This window comes from Geodermatophilus sp. SYSU D00697, from assembly GCF_054050175.1.
Genome location: NZ_JBJGYV010000046.1, coordinates 1 through 26415, shown reverse-complemented (window position 1 = coordinate 26415; position 26415 = coordinate 1). Strand labels below are relative to the sequence as shown.

At 74.1% G+C, this 26415-nt stretch carries 18 protein-coding genes and 1 riboswitch; of the genes, 13 read left to right on the top strand and 5 right to left on the bottom strand.

The features are described 5' to 3' along the window. Positions 1-324 precede the first annotated feature (324 nt). From glgX to ACI79C_RS24000, 6 genes are all read left to right on the top strand, one after another. A complete protein-coding gene (glgX, locus tag ACI79C_RS24025; protein WP_456948216.1) occupies positions 325-2439 on the top strand; it encodes a glycogen debranching protein GlgX in 2115 nt (704 codons plus the stop codon). A gap of 79 nt (positions 2440-2518) precedes the next feature. After that, the gene (gene treY / locus ACI79C_RS24020) at positions 2519-4885 is read left to right on the top strand and encodes a malto-oligosyltrehalose synthase (protein ID WP_456948215.1); all 2367 of its coding nucleotides are present in this window, start codon (positions 2519-2521) and stop codon (positions 4883-4885) included. A 309-nt stretch (positions 4886-5194) separates the two neighbouring features. Continuing rightward, positions 5195-5304, top strand: a riboswitch (cyclic di-AMP (ydaO/yuaA leader). Between the two features lie 24 nt (positions 5305-5328). Next, complete coding sequence (locus tag ACI79C_RS24015; RefSeq protein ID WP_456948214.1) at positions 5329-5901, top strand: transglycosylase family protein; 573 nt, start codon at positions 5329-5331, stop codon at positions 5899-5901. Between the two features lie 244 nt (positions 5902-6145). Further along, on the top strand, positions 6146-7897 hold the full coding sequence (gene treZ / locus ACI79C_RS24010) for a malto-oligosyltrehalose trehalohydrolase (protein WP_456948213.1): 1752 nt from the start codon (positions 6146-6148) through the stop codon (positions 7895-7897). 1 nt (position 7898) lies between these two features. Beyond that, entirely contained in the window at positions 7899-8621 is a 723-nt protein-coding gene (locus ACI79C_RS24005; protein WP_456948212.1) for a dihydrofolate reductase family protein, read from the top strand. Positions 8622-9565: 944 nt separating this feature from the next. Next, positions 9566-9928 carry a DsrE family protein gene (locus tag ACI79C_RS24000; protein WP_456948211.1) on the top strand — a complete coding sequence of 121 codons (363 nt, stop codon included), beginning with the start codon at positions 9566-9568 and terminating at the stop codon, positions 9926-9928. Here the strand turns inward: ACI79C_RS24000 and ACI79C_RS23995 are convergent. Both ACI79C_RS23995 and ACI79C_RS23990 read right to left on the bottom strand, forming a co-directional pair. Beyond that, positions 9918-12482 carry an ATP-binding protein gene (locus ACI79C_RS23995; RefSeq protein WP_456948210.1) on the bottom strand — a complete coding sequence of 855 codons (2565 nt, stop codon included), beginning with the start codon at positions 12480-12482 and terminating at the stop codon, positions 9918-9920. The two genes, ACI79C_RS24000 and ACI79C_RS23995, sit on opposite strands and share 11 nt — an antisense overlap. A gap of 130 nt (positions 12483-12612) precedes the next feature. After that, positions 12613-13248, bottom strand: coding sequence for a hypothetical protein (locus ACI79C_RS23990; protein WP_456948209.1), 636 nt, complete (start codon positions 13246-13248; stop codon positions 12613-12615). 301 nt (positions 13249-13549) lie between these two features. Here ACI79C_RS23990 and ACI79C_RS23985 point away from each other — a divergent pair, with 301 nt between their 5' ends. Together ACI79C_RS23985 and ACI79C_RS23980 are read left to right on the top strand one after the other, a co-directional pair. After that, positions 13550-15022, top strand: coding sequence for a sensor histidine kinase (locus tag ACI79C_RS23985; RefSeq protein ID WP_456948208.1), 1473 nt, complete (start codon positions 13550-13552; stop codon positions 15020-15022). A gap of 4 nt (positions 15023-15026) precedes the next feature. Further along, complete coding sequence (locus tag ACI79C_RS23980) at positions 15027-15710, top strand: LuxR C-terminal-related transcriptional regulator (RefSeq protein WP_456948207.1); 684 nt, start codon at positions 15027-15029, stop codon at positions 15708-15710. Here the strand turns inward: ACI79C_RS23980 and ACI79C_RS23975 are convergent. Further along, positions 15699-16637, bottom strand: a complete 939-nt coding sequence (locus ACI79C_RS23975) for a hypothetical protein (RefSeq protein ID WP_456948206.1) — start codon at positions 16635-16637, stop codon at positions 15699-15701. The genes ACI79C_RS23980 and ACI79C_RS23975 overlap by 12 nt on opposite strands. Further along, a complete protein-coding gene (locus ACI79C_RS23970) occupies positions 16634-17662 on the bottom strand; it encodes a hypothetical protein (protein WP_456948205.1) in 1029 nt (342 codons plus the stop codon). The genes ACI79C_RS23975 and ACI79C_RS23970 overlap by 4 nt, the downstream gene beginning before the upstream one ends. Positions 17663-17747: 85 nt before the next feature. Between ACI79C_RS23970 and ACI79C_RS23965 the strand changes: the two genes are divergently transcribed. The 5 genes from ACI79C_RS23965 to dacB all read left to right on the top strand — a co-directional run bounded on the left by ACI79C_RS23965 (position 17748) and on the right by dacB (position 24528). Continuing rightward, entirely contained in the window at positions 17748-18428 is a 681-nt protein-coding gene (locus tag ACI79C_RS23965; RefSeq protein WP_456948204.1) for a signal peptidase I, read from the top strand. A gap of 5 nt (positions 18429-18433) precedes the next feature. Then, positions 18434-19507 carry an ATP-dependent DNA ligase gene (locus ACI79C_RS23960; protein WP_456948203.1) on the top strand — a complete coding sequence of 358 codons (1074 nt, stop codon included), beginning with the start codon at positions 18434-18436 and terminating at the stop codon, positions 19505-19507. A gap of 249 nt (positions 19508-19756) precedes the next feature. Beyond that, positions 19757-21313, top strand: coding sequence for an alpha/beta hydrolase (locus tag ACI79C_RS23955; protein WP_456948202.1), 1557 nt, complete (start codon positions 19757-19759; stop codon positions 21311-21313). A gap of 48 nt (positions 21314-21361) precedes the next feature. After that, positions 21362-22429, top strand: a complete 1068-nt coding sequence (locus ACI79C_RS23950) for a DNA polymerase domain-containing protein (RefSeq protein WP_456948201.1) — start codon at positions 21362-21364, stop codon at positions 22427-22429. 548 nt (positions 22430-22977) lie between these two features. Continuing rightward, positions 22978-24528 (top strand): D-alanyl-D-alanine carboxypeptidase/D-alanyl-D-alanine endopeptidase, encoded by a 1551-nt coding sequence (gene dacB / locus ACI79C_RS23945; protein ID WP_456948200.1) that lies wholly within the window; start codon positions 22978-22980, stop codon positions 24526-24528. Between the two features lie 332 nt (positions 24529-24860). Here the strand turns inward: dacB and ACI79C_RS23940 are convergent, their stop codons facing one another. After that, positions 24861-26075, bottom strand: a complete 1215-nt coding sequence (locus tag ACI79C_RS23940) for an MFS transporter (protein ID WP_456948199.1) — start codon at positions 26073-26075, stop codon at positions 24861-24863. Positions 26076-26415 lie beyond the last annotated feature (340 nt).

Below are 26415 nucleotides of genomic sequence, written 5' to 3'. Positions count from 1 at the left end.
CGTCCCCGTTCGCAGGAGCGGTCAGCGTCGAGGACCAGCGCCACCCGAGGCCACTGCCCGGGCGAGGTCGGACCCCGGCGTCGCTGCCCCGGCCGGACCTGCGCACGACGGCCCCCGTGGGAGACCCCGCGGGGGCCGTCGTCGTCCCTGCCGGCCGCGGTGACGGAGATCTCCACGCCGCCGAGCACCGGAGGGTTGGGCGACCGCGGGCGCGGGCAACGGGGACGGCGGAGCAGCACGCACCGACCTCCCCGCCGACGCCCCGCGGCCGGGAGGCCACCGGCCCCCACCCGCCCGGGGGCGCCAAGCAGGAGGACCTCGTTCATGACCCAGGTGTGGCCCGGCGCCGCCTATCCCCTCGGCGCCACGTTCGACGGCACCGGCACCAACTTCGCGATCTTCAGCGAGGTGGCCGAGAAGGTCGAGTTGTGCCTGATCGACGACGACGGCTCCGAGGAGCGCATCCGGCTGCCGGAGATGGACGGCTTCGTCTGGCACGCGTTCCTGCCGGGCATCCAGCCCGGACAGCGCTACGGCTACCGCATCCACGGCCCGTACGACCCGGCGCAGGGGCTGCGCTGCAACCCCAACAAGCTGCTGCTCGACCCCTACGCCAAGGCCGTCGACGGTCAGGTGGACTGGGACCCGTCGGTCTTCGGCTACGACTTCGACTCCGGCGAGCGCAACGACGAGAACTCGGCCGCGCACATGCCGAAGTCCGTCGTCGTCAACCCCTACTTCGACTGGGGCGTGGACCGGCCGCCGCGGACGCCGTACCACAAGACCGTCATCTACGAGGCCCACGTCAAGGGCCTGACGATGACCCACCCCGACGTGCCCGAGGACCTGCGCGGCACCTACGCCGGCATCGCGCACCCGGCGGTGATCGACCACCTGCAGTCCCTCGGCGTCACGGCGATCGAGCTCATGCCGGTGCACCAGTTCGTGCAGGACGACACCCTCCAGCAGAAGGGCCTGCGCAACTACTGGGGCTACAACACGATCGGCTTCTTCGCCCCGCACAACGAGTACGCCAGCAACACCGACAACGGCATGCAGGTGCAGGAGTTCAAGGGGATGGTCCGGACCCTGCACGAGGCGGGGATCGAGGTCATCCTCGACGTCGTCTACAACCACACCGCCGAGGGCAACCACCTGGGCCCGACGCTGTCGTTCAAGGGCATCGACAACCGGGCGTACTACCGCCTGGTCGAGGACGACCCGCAGTACTACATGGACTACACGGGCACCGGGAACTCCCTGAACGCCCGCACCCCGCAGGCGCTGCAGCTGATCATGGACTCGCTGCGCTACTGGGTCACCGAGATGCACGTCGACGGCTTCCGCTTCGACCTCGCCTCGACCCTTGCCCGCGAGCTGCACGCCGTCGACCGGCTCTCGGCCTTCTTCGACCTGGTCCACCAGGACCCGGTGGTCAGCCAGGTGAAGCTCATCGCCGAGCCGTGGGACGTCGGCGAGGGCGGCTACCAGGTCGGCAACTTCCCCGCCCTGTGGACCGAGTGGAACGGCAAGTACCGCGACACCGTGCGCGACTTCTGGCGGGGCGAGAACGCCACCGTCGGCGAGTTCGCCAGCCGGATCACCGGCTCCTCGGACCTCTACCAGCACTCGGGCCGGCGTCCGGTGGCCAGCATCAACTTCGTCACCGCCCACGACGGCTTCACGCTGACCGACCTGGTCTCCTACAACGAGAAGCACAACGAGGCCAACGGCGAGGGCAACAACGACGGCGAGAGCCACAACCGCAGCTGGAACTGCGGCGTGGAGGGCGACACCGTCGACAAGAAGGTGCTCACCCTGCGGGCCCGCCAGCGGCGGAACTTCCTGGCCACGCTGATGCTCAGCCAGGGCGTGCCGATGCTCCTGCACGGTGACGAGCTGGGCCGGACGCAGCAGGGCAACAACAACGGCTACTGCCAGGACTCCCCGCTGACCTGGATCGACTGGGACGCCGTCGACGAGGGGCTGCTGGAGTTCACCAAGCTGGTCACCCGGCTGCGCGCCGAGCACCCGACCTTCCGCCGCCGCCGCTTCTTCCACGGCCGGCCGGTCCGGCGCGAGGCGGGGGCACCGGTGCAGGACATCGCCTGGCTGACGCCCGCCGGGGACCTCATGACCGAGGACGACTGGGACGCCGGCTTCGCCAAGTCGATCGCCATGTACCTCAACGGCCACGGCATCCGGAGCACCGACGAGCGCGGCGAGGACGTCGTCGACGACCACTTCTACCTGGCGTTCAACGCCTCGCACGAACCAATGGACTTCGCCCTGCCCGCGGAGGAGTACGCCCAGGCCTGGACGGTCGTCCTCGACACCGCGGAGATGGGCGAGGTCGAGCCGGCACAGCTCAAGCCGGGCGAGACGATCACGGTGCAGGACCGGTCCATGGTCGTCCTCAGCGCCCCGCGGCGTTCGTGACCGAGCTCGCGAGGTCACGCAGATGGACAGCACGGCCCGACACGGGGTCGACGAGCGCCAGCGAGGAGGCCCCGTGACGATGAGCGAGCGGACCCCCAGTGAGCCGCTCAGCGAGCAGCGCCGGCGCGAGGTGCCGACGGCGACCTACCGCCTGCAGGTCACCGCCGACTTCCCCCTGGGTCAGGCCGCGGAGCTCGCCGGCTACCTGGCCGACCTCGGGGTGAGCCACGCCTACTCCTCACCCCTGCTGCGCTCGGCCGCGGGCAGCACCCACGGCTACGACACCGTCGACCACGCCCACATCGACGAGTCGCGCGGCGGGCGCGAGGGGTTCGACCGGCTGGTCGCCGCACTGCACGAGCAGGGCCTGGGCCTGGTGCTGGACCTGGTGCCCAACCACATGGGCGTCGCCGACCCGGCGGAGGCCCCGTGGTGGTGGGACGTGCTCCAGCACGGCCGGGACAGCGCCCATGCAGCGGCCTTCGACATCGACTGGGACTTCGGCGGCGGCAAGGTCCGCATCCCCGTCCTGGGCTCCGCGGACGACGTCGAGAAGCTCGAGGTGGTCGGTGGGGCGGGTGGAGGCAGCACGGACGGGGAGCTGCGGTACTACGACAACCGGTTCCCGATCGCGCCCGGCACCGGGGAGGGCACCCCGCAGGAGGTGCACGCCCGGCAGCACTACGAGCTGGTCGACTGGCGGCGGGCCGACTCCGACCTCAACTACCGGCGGTTCTTCGCGATCAACACCCTCGCCGGGCTGCGGGCCGAGGACCCGGAGGTCTTCGCGGCGACCCACCGCCTGGTGCTGGAGCTGGTCGAGGCCGGCGCGGTCGACGGCCTGCGGATCGACCACCCCGACGGGCTGGCCGATCCCAAGGGCTACCTCGATCGGCTGGCCGAGGCCTCCGGCGGCCGCTGGACCGTGGTGGAGAAGATCCTCGAGCCCGGGGAGGACCTGCCGGAGAGCTGGGCGACGGCGGGGACCACCGGCTACGACGCGCTGGCCGAGGTCGACGACGTGCTGGTCGACCCGGCCGGGGAGGCGGCGATCACCGCGCTGGACACCGAGCTGTCCGGCGGGCCGGTCGACTACGCCGAGCTGGTGCACTCCTGCAAGCGCGAGGTGACCGACGGGATGCTCGGCTCGGAGGTGGCCCGCCTGGTCCGGGTCATCGGCGAGCTGCCCGGCATCTCCCGCGAGCAGCAGACCGAGGCCCTGGCCGAGCTCCTGGCGAGCTTCCCGGTCTACCGCACCTACCTGCCCGACGGCCGCGAGCACCTCGACGCGACCGTGGCCGCGGTGCGAGAGCGCCGTCCCGACCTGGCCGGCGCCGTCGACGCGCTGCACCCGGTGCTGTCCCAGGCCGGCACCGAGGCGGCGACCCGCTTCGAGCAGACCAGCGGACCGGTCATGGCCAAGGGCGTCGAGGACAGCGCCTACTACCGGTGGGCCCGGTTCGTCGCCCTCAACGAGGTGGGCGGCGACCCGGCTCGCTTCGGCAGCACGGTGGCGGAGTTCCACGAGGCGCAGCAGCGCCGGCTGGCGCGCAAGCCGGAGTCGATGACGGCGCTGTCGACGCACGACACCAAGCGCAGCGAGGACGTGCGGGCGCGGCTCGCGGTGCTCGCCGAGCAACCGGACGAGTGGGCGCAGCTGGTGCGCCAGTTGCTCTCCCGCCACCCGCTGCCCGACCGGCCGCTGGCCTCCCTGGTGTGGCAGAACCTCGTCGGCGCCTGGCCGCTGTCCCGGGAGCGGGCGCACGCCTATGCGGAGAAGGCGGCTCGCGAGGCGGGCACGTCGACGACGTGGACCGACCAGGACGAGGAGTTCGAGGCCCGGCTGCACGCGCTGGTCGACGCGGCCTACGACGACGAGGCGACGCACGGCGCGATCGAGGACGTCGTCGCCCGGATCGCGCCGGCGGGCTGGTCGAACTCGCTGTCGCAGAAGCTGCTGCAGCTGACCATGCCCGGTGTCCCGGACGTCTACCAGGGCACCGAGCTGTGGGACCTCTCCCTGGTCGACCCGGACAACCGCCGTCCGGTCGACTACGCGCTGCGCCGGCGGTTGCTGGCCCGGCTCGACGAGGGCTGGGTGCCGCCCGTGGACGCCGAGGGCGCGGCGAAGCTGCTCGTGGTCTCCCGGACCCTGCGCGCCCGCCGCGAGCACCCGGAGTGGTTCACCGGGTACGAGCCGGTCGCGGCCACGGGGACGGCGGCCGACCACCTCGTCGCCTTCGACCGCGGCGGCGCGGTGACCGTCGCGACCCGCCTCCCGGTCGGGCTGGCCGCCGCCGGCGGCTGGGGCGACACCGCGCTGCAGCTGCCGAACGGGGCGTGGCGGGACCTGTTCACCGGTGGGCGGTACGTCTCGGACGCCGCCGGGCTGCCCGTCGGCGCGGCGCTGGAGCGGCTGCCGGTCGCCCTGCTCGTGCGGGACTGAGGAAGGACCCCCTCCTCCCCACGCCTCGGCGTAGGCCCCTGGACGGTGGCCGCTCCAGCGCGTTCCCGGGCCCGCGGCGGCGCCCTGCAGAGGGGCCGACGTCGCCTGCGACGGAGAGTTGCCGGGCGGGGGCGGTGCGCCGCTCCCGCCCGGCCTGTCGCACGGAGGCGGCGTCCCGCCCCCGTGCCGACAGGCCGGGCGCGGCACCCCCACCTAGCGTTCGCGGGGTCCGGCTCCCCGCCGGGCCCGGCGCCGTCCCGCCCAACCCCGTCCGGCGGCGACCGGACCTCTGCACGACCGTGGACGGGGGTGGGGGACCCACCTACGACGTCCTGCGCGGGGTGTGCGCAGCGCGTCTGGGGGTGAAGCCGCGATCCGCGGCCGGGCACCGATCGTCCGAACCCGACAGCTAACCCCGCCGGCGGCCGATCGGAGGACCCCCCATGCCCCAGCACGACCGATCCCGCACGCCCGCACGCGGCCTGCGCCGCGGCGCCGTCGTCCTCACCGGCGCGGCGGCGCTCTCCGCCCTCGCGCTCCCCGGCACGGCTCAGGCCGCGGAGCACAACTGGGACGGCGTCGCCCAGTGCGAGTCCGGCGGGAACTGGCAGATCAACACCGGTAACGGCTACTACGGCGGCCTGCAGTTCAGCGCGAGCACCTGGGCCGGCTACGGGGGCCACGAGTTCGCCTCCAACGCCCACCTGGCCAGCAAGGAGCAGCAGATCGTGGTCGCCGAGCGCACGCTCGCCGGCCAGGGCGTCGGCGCGTGGCCGACCTGCGGCAGGTACCTGACCGCCGCGGTGCAGGCGCCGGCGCCGGCCGCCGAAGCGGAGCAGGCCTCGCGGGCGGACCGGGCGGCGACCGGCAGCCACGTCGTCGAGGCCGGGGACACCCTCGGCTCCATCGCCGCCCGCCACGGCACCGAGGGCGGCTGGCGCGGGCTGTGGGAGCTGAACCGGGACCAGGTCAGCGACCCGAACGTGATCCGCGTGGGTCAGACGCTCCGGGTCTGACCGGACCGGCGGGGCCCGGCCGGTGCGCTCCCGGCCGGGCCCCGTCCGCGCGCGGGGCCGGCACGTGGTCCGGCGGTGTCCCGCTCCGCCGTGGACGCCCGGCCGAGCCCGGTCGGCCCTGCGCTCCCCTCCCCCGCGGACCGTGACCGGAACCCACGGTTGGCCGTCGGGTGTGCGGGCATGATCTGCCCCGATCCCGGCCCTCCGGCCAGTCCCCGTCTCGTCCCGCGTGGAGGCACTGCGCATGTCCGCACCCGTCGAGTTCTCCGTCTGGGCACCGCTGCCGAAGCGGGTCCGGCTCCAGGTCGACGGCTCCGTGCACGAGATGCACCGGGACGACGACGGCTGGTGGCGTGCCGAGGTCGAGGCCGGGCCGGAGGCCGACTACGGCTTCCTCCTCGACGACGACGAGAAGGTGTACCCCGACCCGCGCTCGCGCCGGCAGCCCGAGGGGGTGCACGGGCCCTCCCGCCGGTTCGACCCGTCGGCGTACGCGTGGGGCGACGCGGCGTGGACCGGGCGACCGCTGGCCGGCGGTGTGGTCTACGAGCTGCACGTCGGGACGTTCACGCCGGAGGGCACGCTCGACGCGGCGATCGGGCGGCTGGACCACCTGGTCGAGCTCGGTGTCGACTTCGTGGAGCTGCTGCCGGTCAACGGCTTCAACGGCACCCACAACTGGGGCTACGACGGCGTCCTCTGGTACACGGTGCAGGAGGACTACGGCGGCCCGGCCGCCTACCAGCGGTTCGTCGACGCCTGCCACCAGCGCGGGCTGGCCGTCGTCCAGGACGTCGTCTACAACCACCTCGGCCCGTCCGGGAACTACCTGCCGCAGTTCATGCCGATCTTCGCCGAGGGTGCCAACACCTGGGGCAACTCGATCAACCTGTCCGGGCCGGACTCCGACGAGGTGCGTCGGTACATCATCGACAACGCCCTCATGTGGCTGCGCGACATGCACGTCGACGCCCTGCGGCTCGACGCCGTCCACGCGCTGGTCGACGAGCGGGCCACCCACGTGCTCGAGGAGATGGCGCAGGAGGTCGACCGGCTGTCGGTGGCCGAGGGGCGCCCGCTGACCCTCATCGCCGAGAGCGACCTCAACGACCCGCGCCTGGTCACCCCGCGGGTGGCCGGCGGCATGGGGCTGACCGCGCAGTGGAGCGACGACTTCCACCACGCGCTGCACTCGACGCTCACCGGCGAGGGCCAGGGCTACTACGCCGACTTCGCCGCCGCCGGCCTGTCCGGGCTGGCCAAGACCCTGACCGGCGCCTACTTCCACGACGGCGCGTGGTCCAGCTTCCGCCGCCGGCACCACGGACGACCGGTCGACGTCGACGAGCTGCCGGGCTGGAAGTTCCTCGGCTACCTGCAGGACCACGACCAGATCGGCAACCGCGCCGTCGGCGACCGCATCTCGGCCTCCCTCTCCCCCGGCCTGCTCGCCGTCGGGGCGACGATCGTGCTGACCAGCCCGTTCACCCCGATGCTGTTCATGGGCGAGGAGTGGGGCGCGAGCACCCCCTGGCAGTTCTTCACCAGCCACCCGGAGCCGGAGCTGGGCAAGGCCACCGCCGAGGGGCGGATCGGCGAGTTCGCCGAGCACGGGTGGGACGCCGCCGTCGTGCCCGACCCGCAGGACCCCGAGACCTTCACCCGCTCGAAGCTGGACTGGGGCGAGGTCGAGGCGGAGCCGCACGCCCGCCTGCTGGCGGTGCACCGCGCGCTGCTGGCGCTGCGCCGGGCGCAGCCGGACCTGGTCGACCCCGACCTGTCCCGGGTCGCGGTCAGCTGGGACGACGAGGACCGCTGGCTGGTCGTCCACCGGGGCGCGCTGCGGGTGGTGGCCAACCTGGCCGGCGAGCCGCGGGAGGTCGACCTGGACCGGCCGGCCACCGGCGTCCTGTTCGCCACCGGCGAGGAGCCGCGGATCGACCGGACGACGGTGACGATGCCGGCCCAGAGCGCGGCCGTGGTCACCACCTCCTGACGTGCGGCGCCTGCTGCCCGGTCCGGCGGCCGACCTCGACGACGACGCCCTGGTCGAGGCCTACCGGCTGCCGCCCGGGCGGTCGCTGCGGGTGGACTTCGTGGCCTCGCTGGACGGCGCGATCACCGTCGGCGGGCGCAGCGGGGGCCTGGGGTCGCCCGGCGACAAGCGGGTCTTCCGGCTGCTGCGGGCGCTGGCCGACGTGGTGCTCGTCGGGCACGGGACGGCGGCGACCGAGGGCTACCGGCCGGTCGCGGCCGACCCGACCGTGGCGGCGCTGCGGACCGCGCTGGGCCGGTCGGCTTCGGCGCCGATCGCCGTCGTGTCGCGGCGGGCGTCCCTGGCCCCCGGCGACCGGCTGGCCACGCCCTCGACGCTGCTGGTCACCTGTGCGACCGCCGACCCCGGGCGCCGTGCCGCGCTGGCCGACGCCGGGGTGACCGTCCTGGTCTGCGGGGAGGAGGACGTGGACCTGCCCTCGGCGCTGGACGAGCTCGCCGCGCGCGGCCTCGAGCAGGTGCTGTGCGAGGGGGGTCCGGCGCTGCTGGCCTCGGCGCTGGCCGCCGGGGTGGTGGACGAGCTGGACCTGACCGTGGCGCCCGCCCTCGTGGGCTCCGGGGAGCCGCACCTGCTCACGGCGCCGCTCGCCGGCGCCGTCCGGCTGGAGCTCCGGCAGGTGCTCGAGGAGGACGACGTCCTGTTCACCCGGTACACCGTCGGCTGACAGCCCCGGGAGCATCGCAGCGAGCGCCAGCGAGCGAGGAGCGGACCGGGGCGCGAAAGCCGACCAGCAGGCACCGTCGGCTGACAGCCCCGGGAGCATCGCAGCGAGCGCCAGCGAGCGAGGAGCGGACCGGGGCGCGGGAGCCGACCAGTGCCCCCGCCGGCTGACCACCGGACGCGGACGGGGACGGTCACCTGGTCGGCGTCGACCTTCTCGGCGGGCTCGAGGCCGGTCACCTCGACGACCCGGTGCAGCGGCACCGCGCGCACCACCCCGTCCTGCAGCGGCGCGTCCCCGTCGCCGGCCAGGGTCACCGAGCGGGAGCGGTAGGTCATGTCGGGCCGGTACTCCGAGACCTCCATGCCCGCGCACGCTGACGGTCGTCGCAGGGGTGCACCGCCCGAGACAGCAGACCCGACTCAGCCGACGAGCCGCACCACGTCCCCGTAGCCGACCAGGCCCGGGTCCGCGGTGAGCAGCACGGCCCCCTCCGCCGCAGCCCGCGACACGAGGAGCCGGTCGACCGGGTCGCGGTGCACGTCCGGCAGGTGCTCGACGGCCGCGGCGTGCTCCGCAGTGACGGCGAGGTGGTCCAGCGCGAGCTCGGACGTCGCGCGGCGCGCCCACGTCCGGACGTCCGGCGTGCTGGCCCCACGAACCGAGCCACGACCTCGCCGCCGTCGGTGATCTCGACCTCCTCACCGGGGCGACCTCCTCCAGGAGCCGAGACAGGTGCGTCTTGGCCTCGTGCACGCCGACCGACGCGTTCATGTCACTTGGTCTGGTAGCGCCGACGCCCCTTCCACCGCTCTGTCAGCGCACGAGCTCCCGTGGGGAGCCGGCTCGCACAGATGGGGACCTGCGACCCATGAACGAGACCGGCCTCCGCCCTAGCGTCGCCCGTACCGGACCCGCGCGGTCCGCCCTCGACTCAGGAGGACGACATGGGCAAGGCAGTGGTGAGCCTGACGACCGGCCTCGAGGACCCCGAGAAGGTCACCGTCGCGATGCTCATGGCCGTCGGTGCTGCGGAGTCCGGCCGGCCGACCGCCATGTTCCTCGCCAAGGAGGCGGTGCGGCTGGCCCTCGACGGGGTGGCGACCGGGACCGCATGCGAGGGCTGTCCCCCGCTGACCAGCCTGTTCGAGCGCTACACCGCGGCGGGCGGCCGGATGTTCGTCTGCCCCATCTGCTTCAACGCCAAGCAGCTCGACGCGGCCGGGTTGCTCAAGGGTGCCGAGCTCGCCGGGACCGTGCCGCTGTGGGAGTGGATCGGCGACGAGGGGGCCACGACCTTCAGCTACTGAGCAACCCCAGCGCGGCCGCCTGCCGGGCGGCGTCGCGCCGGGTGCGGACGGCGAGCTTGGCGAGGACCGCCTCCACGTGGTGCTCGGCCGTGCGGGGTGACACCACCAGCCGGTCGGCGATCTCGGTGTTGGTCAGCCCCTCGGCGAGCAGCCGCAGCACCTCGACCTGCCGCGCGGTCAGCCCGGCCGGGTTGGCCCGGGTCGAGGTGCGGCGGCCGTGCGGCACCGGGTGGCCGAGGGCCCGCATCCGCCGTCCCACGTGCGCAGTCAATGGAGCTGCGCCGAGCGCCCGGGCGGTCTCCAGCGCCTCGGCGAACGCCGTCGGGTCGTCGAGGAAGGACGACGCCAGGGCGCGGTCGTAGGGCCAGCCGATGGCGCCGAACGCGTCCGCTGCCGCGGCCCAGTCCCCGGCCAGCACGGCCGCGTGCGGTGCCGCCGCCGGGCCGTCGACGTCGACGGAGCACCCGGCCACCGCCACCCACGCGGCCAGCCGGCTGCCACCCCACCGCGTGCAGCCGGTCTCCCGGGCGAGGGCCACCGCCCGGGCGATGCGCCCCACGGGCAGGGGGCCGCCGGTCAGCAGGGCGTGCTCCACCTCCAGCTCGAGCACCGGTTCGATCCGCTGCAGCTCCCCCGTGCGGTCGGCCCGGGCCGCGACGTCGGCCAGGCGCGCGGCGGCGTCGGCGTCCCCGCGGCGGACGGCGACCTCGGCGAGCACCGTGGCGGCCAGCAGCCGGGTGACCGTGGCCTCCGCTCCGACCGCCGCGCCGGCCACCCGGGCAGCCGCGTCCCACTCCCCCGCACGTGCCCGCAGCCAGGCGATGGTGACGTCGAGGTAGGCGCCGAGCTGGTCGACCTCGTGGGCCGTCGCGTACTCCCGCGCGCGCTCGGCCAGGCGGCGGGCCTGGGCGGGCCGCACCCACAGCAGCTGCGCCCAGGCGGCGTTGACCAGGGCCCGCACGGCCTCGTGCCGCTCTCCGCAGGCGTCGGCCGCACGGTGCGCCTCCTCGAGGGTGGCCGTCGCGTCCGGGTCCTCGTAGGCCTCGGTGACCCCGATGTTGACCGTGGCGTGCGCGTACGTCGCCGGGTCGCCCACCCGCTGCGCCATCTCCGCGGCCCGCCGTCCCCAGCTCCGGCACTCCGCGTGGTCGTCGGCCAGCATCGCGAGCTGGGACAGGCTGCTGCACGCGGCGGCCAGCTCCGGTGACTCGCCGAGCGGCTCGAGGACGGCGACGGCCGTGCGCGCCTCCCGCCGCGCGGCGCCGCCCTCGCCGGCGTACCAGTGCAGCCGGGACCGCAGCCGGGCGCAGCGGCCCACTCCGGCGCGGTCGCCGGCGGCAGCGAACGCGGCCGCGGCATCGTCGACCGCGGTCAGCGCCTCCGGGATCCGGCCGACCCGGTACGCCGCGGCGGAGACCTCCTCCCAGACCCGGGCCCGCTCCGGATCGGGTAGCCGGCCGGCGAACCGCGCCGCCCGCCGGTAGTGCGCACACGCCTCCCGGTTGGACTCCTGTGCCGCGGCGTGCCGGGCGGCCGGGAGTGCCCACGCGGCCAGGGCCTCCTCGTCCCCTGCGGCCTCGGCGTGGTGCACCAGGTCGGCCGGGTCGGCGTTGCGCCGGAGCAGGCCGGCCAGCACGTCGGCGTGCCGACGGCGCCGAGCGGCTCCCGGCAGCGCCCCGAGCACCGCCTGCCGCGTCAGCTCGTGGCGGAAGGCCACGTGCCCGGGGCCGACCTGGAGCAGGCCGCGCCGCTCCGGCTGTTCAGCTGCGGCCGTCCAGCCGGGGAGGACGGTGTCGAGCAGCCCCGCGTCCATGCGGGAGGGGACGACCGACACCAGCTCGACGAGGTGGCGGGCGGCCGGGTCCAGGGACGCGACCCGGCCGGCGACGGCCGCGGCCACCGACGGCGGCAGCTCCCCACGCGGCGCGTCGAGGAGCTCGGTGACGTAGAACGGGTTGCCGCCGGTGACCGCGTGCACCCGGTCGGCGCCCTCCCCGACGAGGACGGTCACCGCCTCGGGCGACAGCGGCGCGAGCGGCAGCCGGGTCACGGCCGGCGTGGGCAGGCCGGCGACCGCGCGGTGCAGGGCGTGGTCGGCAGGCAGGTCGCCGTTCCGGTAGGTGAGGACGAGGACCGCCGGGAGCCCGGCGATCCGGCGTCCGACGGTGGTGATGACGTCGACGGTCGCGTCGTCGGCCCAGTGCACGTCCTCGAGCACCAGCACCGCCGGGTGCGGCGGGGCGGCCAGCTCGTCCAGGAGCCGGCCGTGCACCTCGGACGGCGGTGCCCCCTCGGCCAGCGCCTGCGACAGCGGCCCGCCGACGGCGCCGGCCAGGTCGCGCAGGGGCCCCAGCGGACGGGGCGTGGCGAGGTCGTCGCACCGGCCGAGCAGCACCGGCCCGCCGGATACGCGGCCGGCGAAGGAGGTGACCAGCGCGGTCTTGCCGATGCCCGGCTCGCCGGTCACCAGCACCACGCTGCCGTGTCCGGTGGCGGCCCGGTCGCAGGCGGCGTCGAGCGACCGCATGGGACCGTCCCGCTCCAGCAGGTCCACGTCCGGGACGCTAGCGCCGCGCGCCCGGCGGGGACACGGTCGGCCGCCCTCTGCCGCCGGCTCGCGCGCACAGTCCCGAGGACGCCGCGAGGGCGGCCCGGGAACCCCGGGCCGCCCTCGGCGGAGTTGGTCAGACGTTCGTCTGCTTGAACTGCTCGAGGCGGAGCTCGACCGCAAGCTCAGCCGAGTCGCCCTGGACCTCGTTGCCAGCGGTCTTGGGCAGCGAGACACCCACGACGACGCAGATGCTGTAGTCCTTGGCGACAGGGACGACGGCAGGAACGGACACGCTGGTGGGGGCGCCGGCCGGGATCGCGAAGTCGTTGATCACGGGCACTGCACCAGGCTGTGCCTTGCAGTCGGTGGCGGAGCCACCCTCGGTGTAGCTCACGGCGTAGCGAGCGCTCTTGGAGAACTCGCCCTTGCCGTTGGCCTGGCCGCAGTCCTTGTCCACGTCCCACTCGTTGCCCGAGCAGCTGTTCTCGGCGTCGGTGAGGTTGATCGTGGCGCCGAGGAAGCCGTTGAGGTCACCGACGTTCTGCACGAAGTAGGGGAAGTACACGGTGTTGTTGTCGCCGGGCGCCATGTTCAGCGCCACCGCGTCCGTCGGCGTCGCGGCGGCACCGGCGGTCAGGTCCAGGGTCGCAGCGCCGGCGCGGCCGGAGAAGCCCTCGGTGTCGTTGAGGGCGGCGAACGTGCCACTGGCGCCGAAGGCGATGAGGGCGGTGCCGCCCGCGGCGGCGGCGGCGATGGCGATCTTCTTCACGGGTGTCTCCTGTCGGTGTCCCCGTCGGGACGACGGTTCTCGCCGGACCTCTGCGCGGCGAACGACGTCGAGGTTCCGGTCCCGGCCGGTACCGCGGCATCGTCAGTTCTGTTGATTCGCCACGCGGCGTGACTCCTCCGTCACACGCGACACGCCCGGCGCACTCACCCCTCGGGAGTCACGAGTCACCCGGTCGTGTGATCTGCTCCCCTTCGCGAGAACGGGGAGTTCTGGAAACGGTGTGCGACACATGAGGACAGCGACGGGCGTACGCGCCCCCGCACGCGCAGCGCGCAGCGCAGTGGCCCGGATCTCGACCGGGCGGCTGGCGGCGGCGTTGGCCACGCTGGCGGTGCTCCTGCTGGCCGGCGACCGCGCCCGGCACACCGTCCTGCTCGTGGTCGGGACGCTCGCCCTCTTTGCCGCGGGCGCGCTCTTCCTGCTCCGCTGGCGGGTGACCGGCACGCGCACGTCCTGGCACACCGGCGCCGGCTTCGTCCTGCTCGGCCTGGCGCACCCGGCAGCCGTCGCGGTCAACGCCCTGCTCGACAAGCGCTGGCCGGCCGTCGCCACCGCCGCGGGGCTCTGCGTCGCGGCGTGGTCCGCCGTCATCACCCTGCGCGCGTTCACCGACCCGGTCACCCGGCCGCGGCTGCAGCGCGCCGTCCTGGTCGCGCTGACCGCACTGCTGCTCGCCGGTGCCGCCCTGGCGCTGGTCGCGGTCGTCGGCCACTGGCCCGAGCTGGCGTGGGCCACGGTGCCGGCGTCCCACGCGCTGGCTGGAGCCCCCTGGTTCGCCGTGTCCGTCGCCGCCTGGACCCTGGACCCGCTCAGCGCCGGGGACCGCTCCTCGACACGCACGACGGCCGCGGTCGCGGCCATCGTGGGCGGGGTCACCGCCGTCGGCGGGCTCCCGGCTGTGCTGCCCGCGGCGACCACCGAGGTCCAGACGGTCCACGACCTCGGGATGGTCGCTGCCGCGCTCGCCGCCATCGTCCTCGCCGCCCGCGGCGTCTCCGACGCGCTGACCGGCCAGGAGCGCTACGTCTCGGGGCTGCTGGAGCAGCTGGCCGGGCACGAGCGCCAGCTGCAGCAGGCGCGCGGCTGCCTGCACGACGCCCGGGCGGCCGTGGCCGGCATCCGCGCCGGCTCCTCCGCCGTCCGGCACCTGACCGGTCCGGACGACGCGGCCGCCCGGACCGATCTCGAGGAGACCATCGCCGCCGAACTGGCCCGGCTGGAGCGCATGCTGCGGCTGCCGGACCGGACGCCGTCGGTCAGCGACGTCGACCTCGACCAGCTGGTCCGCGCCCTCGTCGTCAGCCACCGAGAGCGCGGGCTGCGGGTGAACTGGGCCCCGTCGGAACAGCCGCCGGTCCGCGTGGACGGTGACGCGCTGGCCGTCATCCTCGGCAACCTGCTCGGCAACGCGCTCGTGCACGCCCATGGGGCGCTGTGCCGGGTCGGCGTGGACGTCACCGACCGGCTCACCGTCACCGTCGCCGACAACGGCCCCGGCCTGCCGCCCGCCCGCCGCGCGGCCGCCTTCGAGGCGGGCACCCGCCGCCCCGGCAGCCCCGGCGAGGGGATCGGCCTGGCCATCTCCCGCGACCTGGCCCGCCGGCACGGCGGCGACCTGGTCATCGAGGATGCGTACGTCGGCACCGCGTTCCGGCTCACCCTGCCCGTGCACCGCACGACGGGGCGCCCGCCATCCGGGGCCTCCCCCGCCCCCGCGGCGCGGCCGACGCCGACACCGCCGCGCTGGGGCTGACCCGATGACCGCACCCGTCCTGCTGGTCGACGACCACTCGCTGTTCGCCCAGTCGGTCGAGATCGGCCTGCGTGCCGCCGGCATCCCGGCCGTCCGTGTGCCGCCCCGGTCGGCGGAGGACATCGAGCACGCCTGCGCCGAGGCGGCACCGGCCACGGTGCTGCTGGACCTGCGGCTGGGCACCGGCGCGGACGGGGTCAGCATCGACGGGCTCGACCTGGTCGCCCCGCTCACCGCGGCCGGCTGCCGCGTCGTCGTCGTCACCGGCGAGACCGGGGACGCGACGTGGGGCACGGCGCTGGAGCGCGGTGCGGTGACCGTGCTGCCGAAGTCGACCGACCTGGACGACCTGTTGCGGGTCGTGAGCGCGGTGCGGGACGGGCAACCGGTCCTCGACGAGGGACGTCGTCAGGACCTGCTGGCCGCCGCCCGTCGTGCGCGCGCCGACGAGTCGGCCCGGTTGGCGCCGTTCCGGTCGCTGAGCGCGCGCGAGGCAGAGGTGCTGCGCTGTCTCGCAGCCGGCATGCCCGCCGCGGCGATCGCCGCCACGGCCCACGTCAGCGAGGCGACCGTGCGGACCCAGATCCGCGCCGTCCTCACCAAGCTCGAGGTCACGTCGCAGCTCCAGGCGGTCGCGCTGGCCCGCCGCTCCGGCTGGCTGGACCTGCCGCCCGCCTCAGCCCGCTGACCCAGGGACAGGGACCGGATCGGCCACCGCCCGGGTCCCCGTGCCCGGGGCGGCGGCACCCGTCGGTGCGATCGGCTCATCGACGGCGGCTGCGGCATCCGCTCCCCGCTCCCCGGTGGAGCCCGACGAGCTCGTCGGGACGTCAGAGGACTGCTGCGGGACAGCCTGCGACGCCGGGGTGTCGGCAGTCGCGGTCGTGGACGCGCGCTGGTCCTTCTCGCCCTTCGAACCGGAGCCCTGCCCGTTGCCCGACTTGTCCTGCCCGTTGCCGCTGCCGTTGCCGCTGCCGTTGCCGCTGCCGTTGCCGTTGCCGCTGCCGGAGTCGTTCTGGCCGTTGCCCGGGATGTTCTGCTCGTTGCCGGGGTTGTCGCCAGCGTGGCCAGGTGGCGTGACCACGTGGACCTCGACGTCCTGGGTGTCGCTGAAGCCGCCGTGGTCGTGCGTCAGCGTGAAGCGCAGGTACCCGTTCCAGGAGACCTCCGACTCGTCGGTGGCCGTGGACGCGGACGCCGTCACCGACATCGGGACGTCGACCGCATCCGCTGTGCCGTCGAGCTTGAAGAAGGTCACGGGCGACCGGAGCTGGCACAGGGCCGTCGTCTGCAGGCCCTCACCGGAGGGCACGCCGATCGTGAGCGCGGCACCCCCCGGGCACTCATCCGAGCCGGGCTTCCCGACGACGGACACCTGCAGCACGACTCCCTTGCTGCCCCCCGTCTGAGCACGCACCGGGATCTGCTCGGACTCGCCGAGGTGCAGCTGGACCTTGCCGAGCCCCCACGGGACGCCGCTCAGGCTCAGCGCCCCGGCGCCGACCTCCGCCTGCACCGATGCGGTGTCGCTGAGCACCGCCATGGTCCCGCCGGCCCCGAACATGAGGCTCGCGGCGAGCACGGCGCCCAGGCCGAGGGTGGTCCGTCGCCTCACGCGACACGCTCCTGACGGCTACGGCGCACCAGCACGAAGACCAGGCCCCCGAGGACGACGGCGCCGAGGAACAGGCTGCCCCAGCCCAGCACCTGGGCGACGAGGGACGTCGTGGTCGACTCCGTCGACACGGCCAGCCCGTCGTCGTCGACCGTGACCGGCGTGGCCGCCTGACCGATGACCGCCCCCTGCGCCGGCGGGGCGGCGTCCCCCGGGACGGTGCTCGCGGCTCCGCCCACTGCGGCACCGCCGCCGTCGGCGACCGCGGCGCCACCGGCGACGACCGCCGCCGAGCCGACCCCGGCGCCGCCCGTGCCCGTGGACTCCGTCGGAACTCCTGGGTCGGCGCCGATGTCGGGATTCGCGGGGCCGTCGGTCGTGCCGTTCCCGGAGTCGTTGTCGCCACTGGGAGTCGTGCCGTCACCGGAGGTCGTGCCGTCACCAGAGGTCGTGCCGCCACCCGAGTCGCCGCCGTCACCCGACGTGTCGCCTGCGGGATCCCCATCCGAGGAGTCGTCACCCTCGTCCGTCTCCTGTGCGAGATCCTCCTCACCGACGACGTCCAGGGTGAAGGTGATGGTGTCGGACTGGGCCTGGTTGTCCGGCTTCGTCGACTCCCCGTCCGGGAAGTGCAGGCGCAGGACCAGGCAGTCGACGCTCGTGACGCCGAAGGAGCTCAGCTCCCCGGTCAGCTCCAGCGAGACGCCGTCACCGGCCCGGCAGATCTCGCCACCGACACCGGCGGCGACCGTGGCCTCCAGGAAGTCGGCCAGCTCCCCGTCCGTGGCCCCACAGCTCTCGTCGCCGGACTCGGACTCCGGCTCGACGCAGTCGTTCTCGTGCTGGACCAGCGAGCGGACGGAGACGCCGAGCCGGTCCGCCCGGGGAGCCCAGTCCGGGAGCGCGACGGTCAGCGTCTGGGTGCCGCCGGGGGCGAGCGACTCGTCCGCCGCGGCCGGACCTGCCGGCAGGAGCACGGCTCCAGCGGTCAGCAGGGCGCCGAGGACGGCGATGGGTCGGCGCACGGGCCCATGCTCACGGGCGCAGAAGGAGGTGCGCATCGACAAAATCGATGATGTCGGGGCCCGTCGCGCCGGGGAGCATCGGAGCGTGCCCTCCCCCGCCCCCACCCCGGACGCTCCTCCCGGCAGCGTGGCGGTCCACACGCTGCGCCGCGTCGCCTCCTGGGTACTGGGCCTGGTGCTGCTCACCGGCTCGGGAGCCGCACTGGGCGTGGTCGTCTACCCGATGGTCACCGGCGGCGCGGCGCTCGCCGTGCTCAGCGGCAGCATGACGCCGGGCCTGCCGGTCGGCGGGATGGTCTTCACGAAGCCGGTGGAGGACCCGGCCGCACTGCAGGTGGGCGACGTCATCACCTTCTTGCGCAGCCCCGAGGGGCCCGAGCTCGTGACCCACCGCATCATCGCCGTCGACGACTCGAGCGGCGCGCCCGTCTTCACCACCCAGGGCGACGCGAACAACGCCCCGGACCTCGACCAGGTCCCCGCCTCCGCGGTGCGCGGCGAGCTGTGGTTCAGCGTGGCGGAGCTCGGCCGGGCGGCCGCGATCCTCCACTCACCCAAGGGGCTGGGCTTCCTCGTCGTCCTCGTCTGCGCCGTCCTGGCCGTGGCGCCGGGACCGCGGCCGACGCGCCAACGGCCCGACACGGAGACCCCTCCCACCGACGAGTCGGCGGCCGCCGCACGCCCGGCCGACGTCGACACGGTGCACCTCCAACTGGCCCGCCCGGCCGTTCCGCCACCCCCGTCGCGCATCGGACTGCTTGACTGACCAGCATGGACCTGCCCGTGCTGCCGCCGGTCAAGCCGATGCTGGCCAAGGCCGTGACCAAGGTGCCCACCGCAGAAGGCATGTACTACGAGCCGAAGTGGGACGGCTTCCGCTGCATCGTCTTCCGGGACGGCGACGAGGTGGAGCTGGGCAGCCGCAACGAGCGCCCGCTGACCCGCTACTTCCCCGAGGTCGTCGAGGCGGTCAAGGCCGCGCTGCCCGAGCGCTGCGTCGTCGACGGCGAGATCATCGTGCCGCAGGGCGACCGGCTGCACTTCGAGGCGCTGCTGCAGCGGATCCACCCGGCCGAGTCGCGCGTCCGGTTGCTGGCCGAGCAGACCCCGGCGTCCTTCGTCGCCTTCGACCTGCTCGCCGTCGGTGACGAGCCGTTGATGGAGACCCCGTTCGCCGAGCGGCAGGCGCGGCTGCGAGAGGTGATCGGCGCGGGCACCGACTCCGTGCACGTCACCGCCATCACCCAGGACCGGGCGATCGCGCAGCGGTGGTTCGAGGAGTTCGAGGGTGCCGGGCTGGACGGCGTCGTCGCCAAGCCCGCCGACGTGCCCTACGGCCCCGACCAGCGGCTGATGACCAAGGTCAAGCACGTGCGCACCGCCGACTGCGTGGTCGCCGGGTTCCGGTGGCACAAGAGCGGGCCGATCGTGGGGTCGCTGCTGCTGGGGCTCTACGACGACGCCGGCACGCTGCAGTCCATCGGGGTCGCCGCCTCCTTCCCGATGGCCCGGCGGGCCGAGCTGGTCGAGGAGCTGGCGCCCTACCGCACCGCGGCCCTCGAGGGGCACCCCTGGGCCGACTGGGCCAACGCGGACACCGGGAACGGCAACGGCGACCGCATGCCGGGCGCGGTCAGCCGCTGGAACGCCGGCAAGGACCTCTCCTGGGTGCCGCTGCGGCCGGAGCTCGTCGTCGAGATCAAGTACGACCAGCTGGAGGGCCGCCGGCTGCGGCACACCGGGCAGTTCCTGCGCTGGCGCCCCGACCGGGAGCCGCGCAGCTGCACCTACGAGCAGTTGGAGGTCCCGGTGCGCTACGACCTCGCCGAGGTCCTCGCCGGCTGACCGCCCGAGGAGCATCGCAGCGAGCGCCAGCGAGCGAGGAGCGGACCCGGGCGCGGAAGCCGGCCAGGAGGCACCGCCGGCTGACCGCCCGGGGAGCATCGCAGCGAGCGCCAGCGAGCGAGGAGCGGACCCGGGCGTTCAAGCCGGCCAGGGGACACCGCCGGCTGACAGCCCGGGTGTCGTCCAGGACACATGGTGGGCGGACGGCCGTCCCTGCGGGCTCACCGGGAGCCTCCTACGCTCGTGATCATGCGCCTGTCCCGCGGCCTCGTCGCCGCCGTCTCCGGAGTGCTGCTGGCCGTCTCCGGCTGCACCTCGTTCTCCGACTCGACGACCGCGGACCCCACGCCGTCCCCCACGACCCCGGCCGAGCCCGAGGCGCGCGAGATCTCCTGGACCGACTGCGACGAGCAGATCTCGGGGCTGATCGCCGGCAGCCCGGGCAGCGAGCGGGACATCGCCTTCGAGTGCGGCCGCACCGAGGTGCCGATCAGCTACGACGAGCCGCAGGGCGCGACCATGCCGATCTTCCTCGTGCGGGCACGGCTCGCCGGACAGACCGAGCGGATCGGCTCGCTGGTGATGAACCCCGGTGGCCCGGGCGCCTCCGGTGCCGACGCGGCGATCGGCCGCGCGCTGACCCTGCCCGAGGACGTGCTGCGCCGCTTCGACCTGGTCGGCTTCGACCCGCGCGGGGTCGGGCTGTCCACGCCGGTGGAGTGCGTCCCCGACGAGCTCAAGGACCGGATCGTGGCCGCCGAACCACGTCCGACCAACGAACAACAGCTCGACGCGGTGTTCGCGCTGGCCGACGAGGTCGCCGAGGGCTGCGAGGAGGAGTACGGCGACGCGCTCGGCAGCTTCACCACGGTGGACACCGCGCGGGACATGGACCTGCTCCGGCAGTCCCTCGGCGACGAGCAGCTCACCTACCTCGGCTACTCCTACGGCACCACCCTGGGCTCCACCTACGCCGAGCTCTTCCCCGACCGCGTGCGCGCGCTGGTGCTCGACGCCGCCGTCGACCCCGACACCGACCCGAGGGCGGACGCCGAGGCGAGTGCGGCCGGCTTCGAGGCGGGGTTCGACGCCTTCGGGGGCAACTGCGTCTCGCTGGTCGCCGGTTGCCCGCTCGGCGGCGACCCCCGGGCGTTCGTCAACGACCTGCTGGCCCAGGCCGCCCAGACCCCCATCCCCAGCGCGCGCGAGGGGGAGACGCGACAGGCCACCCCGGGTGTGGTGATGACCGCGGTCCAGGCCGCGCTGTACACGACCAGCGCCTGGCCGCAGCTGGCGCAGGGCCTCGCCGCGGCGCGACAGGGTGACTCCCAGCAGCTGTTCTCGCTGGCCGACTCCTACTACGGCCGGCTGCAGGACGGCACCTACTCCAACCTCATCGACGCCAACCTGGCGATCAACTGCGCCGACGCCGACCCCGACCAGCAGGTGCCGGAGGAGGAGATCCGCACCCTCGCCGCCGACTGGGGCCAGCGCTACCCGTTGTTCGGCGCGGGCGCGGCCGCCGGTCTGTACACCTGCTCGGTGTGGGACGCCGAGCGGACCCCCGTGCCGCAGCGCGATGCGGAGGGCAGCGCGCCGATCCTCGTCATCGGCAACTCCGGCGACCCGGTCACCCCCCTGCCAGGTGCCCAGGACATGGCCGAGGACCTCACCTCCGCCGTCCTGCTGACCTGGCAGGGCCAGGGGCACACCGCCTACCCGAAGACCGACTGCGTGAACGCGGCGGTCAACGGCTACCTCATTGGGCTGACCGTGCCGCAGGACGGGCTGACGTGCCCGGCCTGAGCGCCCTAGGGTGCGCCGGGTGACCACGAGCGACAGGCCGGTGCGCTGATGGCGTCGTCGAAGGACGCCGTCGTCCTGCAGGTGGACGGGCACGGGGTGCGGGTCTCCAACCCGGAGAAGCCGTACTTCGCCGAGCGGGGCATCCGGAAGATCGACGTCGTCGAGTACTTCATCTCCGTCGGAGACGGCATCCTGCACGCGCTGCGGGACCGGCCGACCACGCTCGAGCGCTGGCCCGGTGGCGTGTTCGAGGGCGCCCGGATCTCGACGCGCGTGGACAACACCGGCGACGCCTTCTACCAGAAGCGGGTGCCGAAGAACGCCCCCGACTGGGTGCCGACGGCGCACATCACCTTCCCCAGCGGCCGCACCGCCGACGAGGTCGCGCCGGACTCGGTGGCCGTCGTCGCCTGGTGCGCCAACCTCGGCACGCTGACCTTCCACCCGTGGCCGGTGTCGAAGGGGGACGTCGAGTCCCCCGACCAGATCCGCATCGACCTGGACCCGCAGCCGGGCACCGACTTCGCCGACGCGGTGTGGGTGGCGCCGCACGTGCGCGAGCTGCTGGCCGAGTTCGGCATGCAGGGGTGGCCGAAGACCTCCGGCGGGCGCGGGGTGCACGTCTACGTGCCCATCCAGCCGCGCTGGACCTTCCCCGAGGTGCGCCGGGCGGTCATCGCCTTCGGCCGCGAGCTCGAACGCCGCCTCCCCGACCGCGTGACGATGTCGTGGTGGAAGGAGGAGCGCGGCGAGAAGATCTTCATCGACTACAACCAGATGGCCCGGGACCGCACCATCGCCAGCGCCTACTCCATCCGCCCCAAGCCGCACGCGCCGGTCTCCGCGCCGCTGGACTGGGACGAGCTGCCCGACGTCACGCCGTTCGACTTCGACGTCCTGACGATGCCGGCCCGGTTCAAGGAGGTCGGAGACAAGCACGCCGGCCTCTCCGACCACGCCTTCGGCATCGAGCCGCTGCTGGAGCTGGCCGATCGGCAGGCGAAGGACGAGGGGCTCGGCGACCTGCCCTATCCCCCTGACTACCCCAAGATGCCGGGCGAGCCGATGCGCGTGCAGCCCAGCCGCGCCAAGCGTCCGACCAGCGCGGACGAGTGATCGGACGCTGGACGACGCACACGCCCAGCGCTGCTCCACCGGGCAACCGCGAGCCTGCGCGGGTTTCTCGTGCACCTCTGCAGTCGATCTCCGGTCGTGCGCCGTGTGTCGAGCTGGACGCGGAGACGGTCGGTCCGCGGATGAGTTGCCGGCTCGGCGAGCGCTTCGGCTCCATCGCCAGGCCGCCGTGGCGCGGCTGGGGTCGGCCCATCGGTCAGCCTCATCCAGGTGGTCCAGCAGGCCAGAAGCCGGGGGTGTGTCACTGCAGGGGCCTCTGAGCCCTCGTGACACCTGGCCCCCTCCGATCAGCTCTCGAGCACGTCTGCGCAATGGGCGGCGGCCTGGCGGGCCGCTACTGGCGGACCGGTCGCTGCATCCGCCGCGTCGACGATGGGGGTTGCTCCCGGGGACCATCGGCCCTGTGCGGTTCCGGAGGGTCACACCAGGCTGGGCCCCCCGCGCAGCGATTCGACTGCCGAGTCCTCCGCGGGCCGGTCGACAGGGGGTGCGCTGTGCGCCTGGCGAGTTCCTCGCGACGGTCGGGGCTCGTGGTCGCGGTCGTCGCGCTGACCGCTGCCCTGAGCGTGCCCGCCGCCACCGCCTCCGCCACTGATGACCCCGATCCGCGGATCACGGCCGTGATGGACAAGCCCGCCTATGCAACTGCGCAGTGGGGCCTCCTCCAGGTCGATCCGTCCAGCGGTCGGGTCGCCCGGTCACAGTTCCCCGACCAGTCGTTCCTGCCCGGATCGGTGACCAAGTTGTTCAGCGTCTCGGCGGCGTGGGGGACGCTGGGCGCAGACCATCGGTTCGAGACGCCGGTCTACGCCGTGGGCGGACAGGACGGATCGACGTTGACGGGCGACCTGGTGCTGGTCGCCCAGGGTGACCTGACGATGGGTGGCCGCACGGAGCCGGACGGCGCTGTCGCCTTCACCGACATCGACCACACGTACGCGAACGACCTCCCGGGGGCGACGCTGACGCCGGAGGATCCCCTCGCCGGGCTGGACTCCATCGCCGACCAGGTGCGCGCGGCGGGCATCACCCGGGTCGCCGGCGACGTGGTGATCGACGACCGGGCCTTCTCTGCGGTCGGCGAACTCGATCCGACGCCCACCCCGCTGATCATCAACGACAACCTCATCGACCTGCTGACGACACCGACCAGTCCCGGGCAGCCGGCCGACTTCTCGTGGCGGCCACAGGTCAGCACGTTCCAGGTGACCTCCGACGTCCGCACGGTCGCGGCGGACGGCCCGACCGACATCCAGGTCACGACCTCCGCCGACGGTCACCAGATCTCGGTCAGCGGCACCATCGCCGCCGGCTCGCAGCCGCAGCTCCGTGTGGCGCAGGTCGAGGACGCCTCCGCGTTCGGCCGGACCGCGTTCATCGAGGCCCTCGGCCGCGCCGGCGTCACCGTCGACGCTCCGGCCGGCGGCCCCAACCCGGTGGACCAGGCACCCGACTCGTACACGTCCGCCCGGACGGTGGCCGCCTACGTCTCCCCGGTGTTCGCCGAGTACGCGAAGCTGATCCTGAAGGTCAGCCACAACCTCGGTGCCAACCTGACCCTCTGCCTCATGGCCGTGCACGCCGGGTCGACCGACTGCATGGCCGGGTTCCCGGTCGAGAAGGCCTTCCTGCAGAGAGCCGGCGTGGAGACCAACGCGGTCAGCTTCTCCGACGGCCGCGGCGGCACCCCGGAAGACCGCGTGACCCCTCGAGCGGTCACCCAGATCCTCGAGTACTGGCTGGGCACGCCGGACGCGGACCGGTTCCGCACCTCACTGCCCGTCCTGGGTGTGGACGGCTCGCTGGGCGAGTTCTGCACCTCCTGCCCGGCCCAGGGCAAGGTGTTCGCCAAGACGGGCACGGTCGCCGGCCCCGACGACCTGAACCAACGTCTCCAGATCGGCGCCATGACCCTCGGCGGGTACCTCGAGGCAGGCGACGGCCGCTACGAGGTGTTCTACGTGGGGGTGACCGGCGCGACGGCGACGACGATCGAGGAGCTCGTCGACGTCCTCCGGGACGTCGCGGACATCGGAGCCTTCATGCAGGAGGACGCCGCCGCATCGGCGACCGCCGAATGACCTGTAGGTGTGCCGGCACATGCCCGACCCGGAGGAACGACCCGGAGCGGGTGTCGGAACACGTCTCGTGACCGGCGCCGTGGGCAGGGAGCGCCGCACCGACCCGCTGCGAGTCCTCGTGAGCTGCCCCAGGCACGAGGAACTCGCCCGACAACCCACCGGCCCAGGCTCGTTCATCACCTGCGGTTTCGCCGCTGTGAACAGCGCTTCCTGGTCCCGCTCCACCAAGATTCCGGGCGAGCCGATGCGGGTCCGACCGAGCCGGGCCAAACGCCCCATCAGCGCGGACGAGTGACAGCTCGTCGACGAGCGCTCGACGTCGCGGCGATCGGTCAGCGCCGCGTGCGCACGGACCCGGAGCGGAGTCCGTTCGGCCGGCGGCGCGTCGTCGTGGCCCGGAGGACATCGAGGCTCAGGCCGGCACCGGCCGCCGCCACGATCCCGGCGAGGAGGAAGGGGACGAGGAACCCACCCGCCGTCTCGGCGAGGAACCCACCGAGCGGGGGACCACACAGCTGCGCCAGGCCGAAGGCCAGAGTGCAGCGCCCGAAGGCGCCGGCGAACTCTCGCGGGGTCAGGAAGTCCGACAGGTGAGCGGCGATGACCGCCGGCAACCCGGACATCATCAAGCCGAACAGCAGGGCCGAGACCGAGGCCAGGGGTTCCACGCCCAACGGGACGAGCAGGATGGCCCCTGCCATGGCCAGGTAGCCGCCGGTCAGCGTGGCACCGCGACCCCACCGGTCCGACAGCGGTCCGAGCACCACCCCGCCGGCGGCCAGGGCGACGCCGACCAGCGTGTACACCGCGGAGGCCTGGCCGGCCGAGAAGCCGGCGTCGTCCTCGAGCGCGGTCACCAGGTAGCTGGTGTAGACAGAATAGGCTAGGCCGTAGGCGGCGTAGCCGCCGGTCAGACCGATCCAGCCGGGAACCCGTCGTAGTGCGGCGGCGCGCACGGGGGCGTCGTCGTCGCGGTGCGGCGCCGGCCGGAGCATGAGCAGGCACAGGACGAGCGCGACCAGCGCGACCCCCGTCTCCACCAGGTAGACCGTGCGCCAGGAGCCATGGCCGCCCTGGGCCTGGAGACCCCAGGCCAGCGCGCTCGCGAACACGATCCCTCCGCCGATGCCCGAGCCCGCGACGCCGATCGCGGCGCCGCGGCGCGACGGGCGGACGACGGAGCCCGCGAGCCCGGGGGCCGGCACCCAGATGAAGGCACCGCCGACGCCGGTCAGGACGAGCCCGACGCACAGCTGCGCCGCGCCATCAGCACCGGTGAGCAGTGCGAGGCCCACCGTGCTGCAGGCCAGGCCGGCCTGGATCAGCGCGGCCGGCCGGGCCCGGCGGGTGAGGACGCTGACGGCCACGGTGCCGAGCAGGTATGCCGTCACGTTGGCCGTGGCGACCACCCCCGCCACCGCATACGAGCCCAGCAGGTCGCGGTTGATCGCCGGCAGGAGCAACGCGTACGAGAAGCGACCGAAGGCCTGAGCGACGGCGGAGGCGAGCGCCACGAGCAGGACGAGCACGCGCGGCCGCACCTGCACGACGCCACCTCCGCAGCCCTCCCGGGACGACGCTGCGCCCTGCCGTCCGAGAGACCGAGTCCACCACCTCGACGCTCGGGACGCCGGATCCCGTGCTCGGCGCCTGCGACCGGGGGACGTCGACGGGCGTTGACAGCGGTCCTCGGCCGTGTCGTCCTGGGTCATCGGCACCACCCGAGAGAAGGCCATGACTGAGCTCCTGCTCTGCGGCACGAGACCGTCCGCGAGGTCGAGGCGCTGGACCGCCGGATCGTGGCGGCGAAGGCCGACGTCCGGGACTACGACGCCCTCGCCGGCGCGGTCGACGACGGGGTGAGCCAACTCGGCCGGCTGGACATCG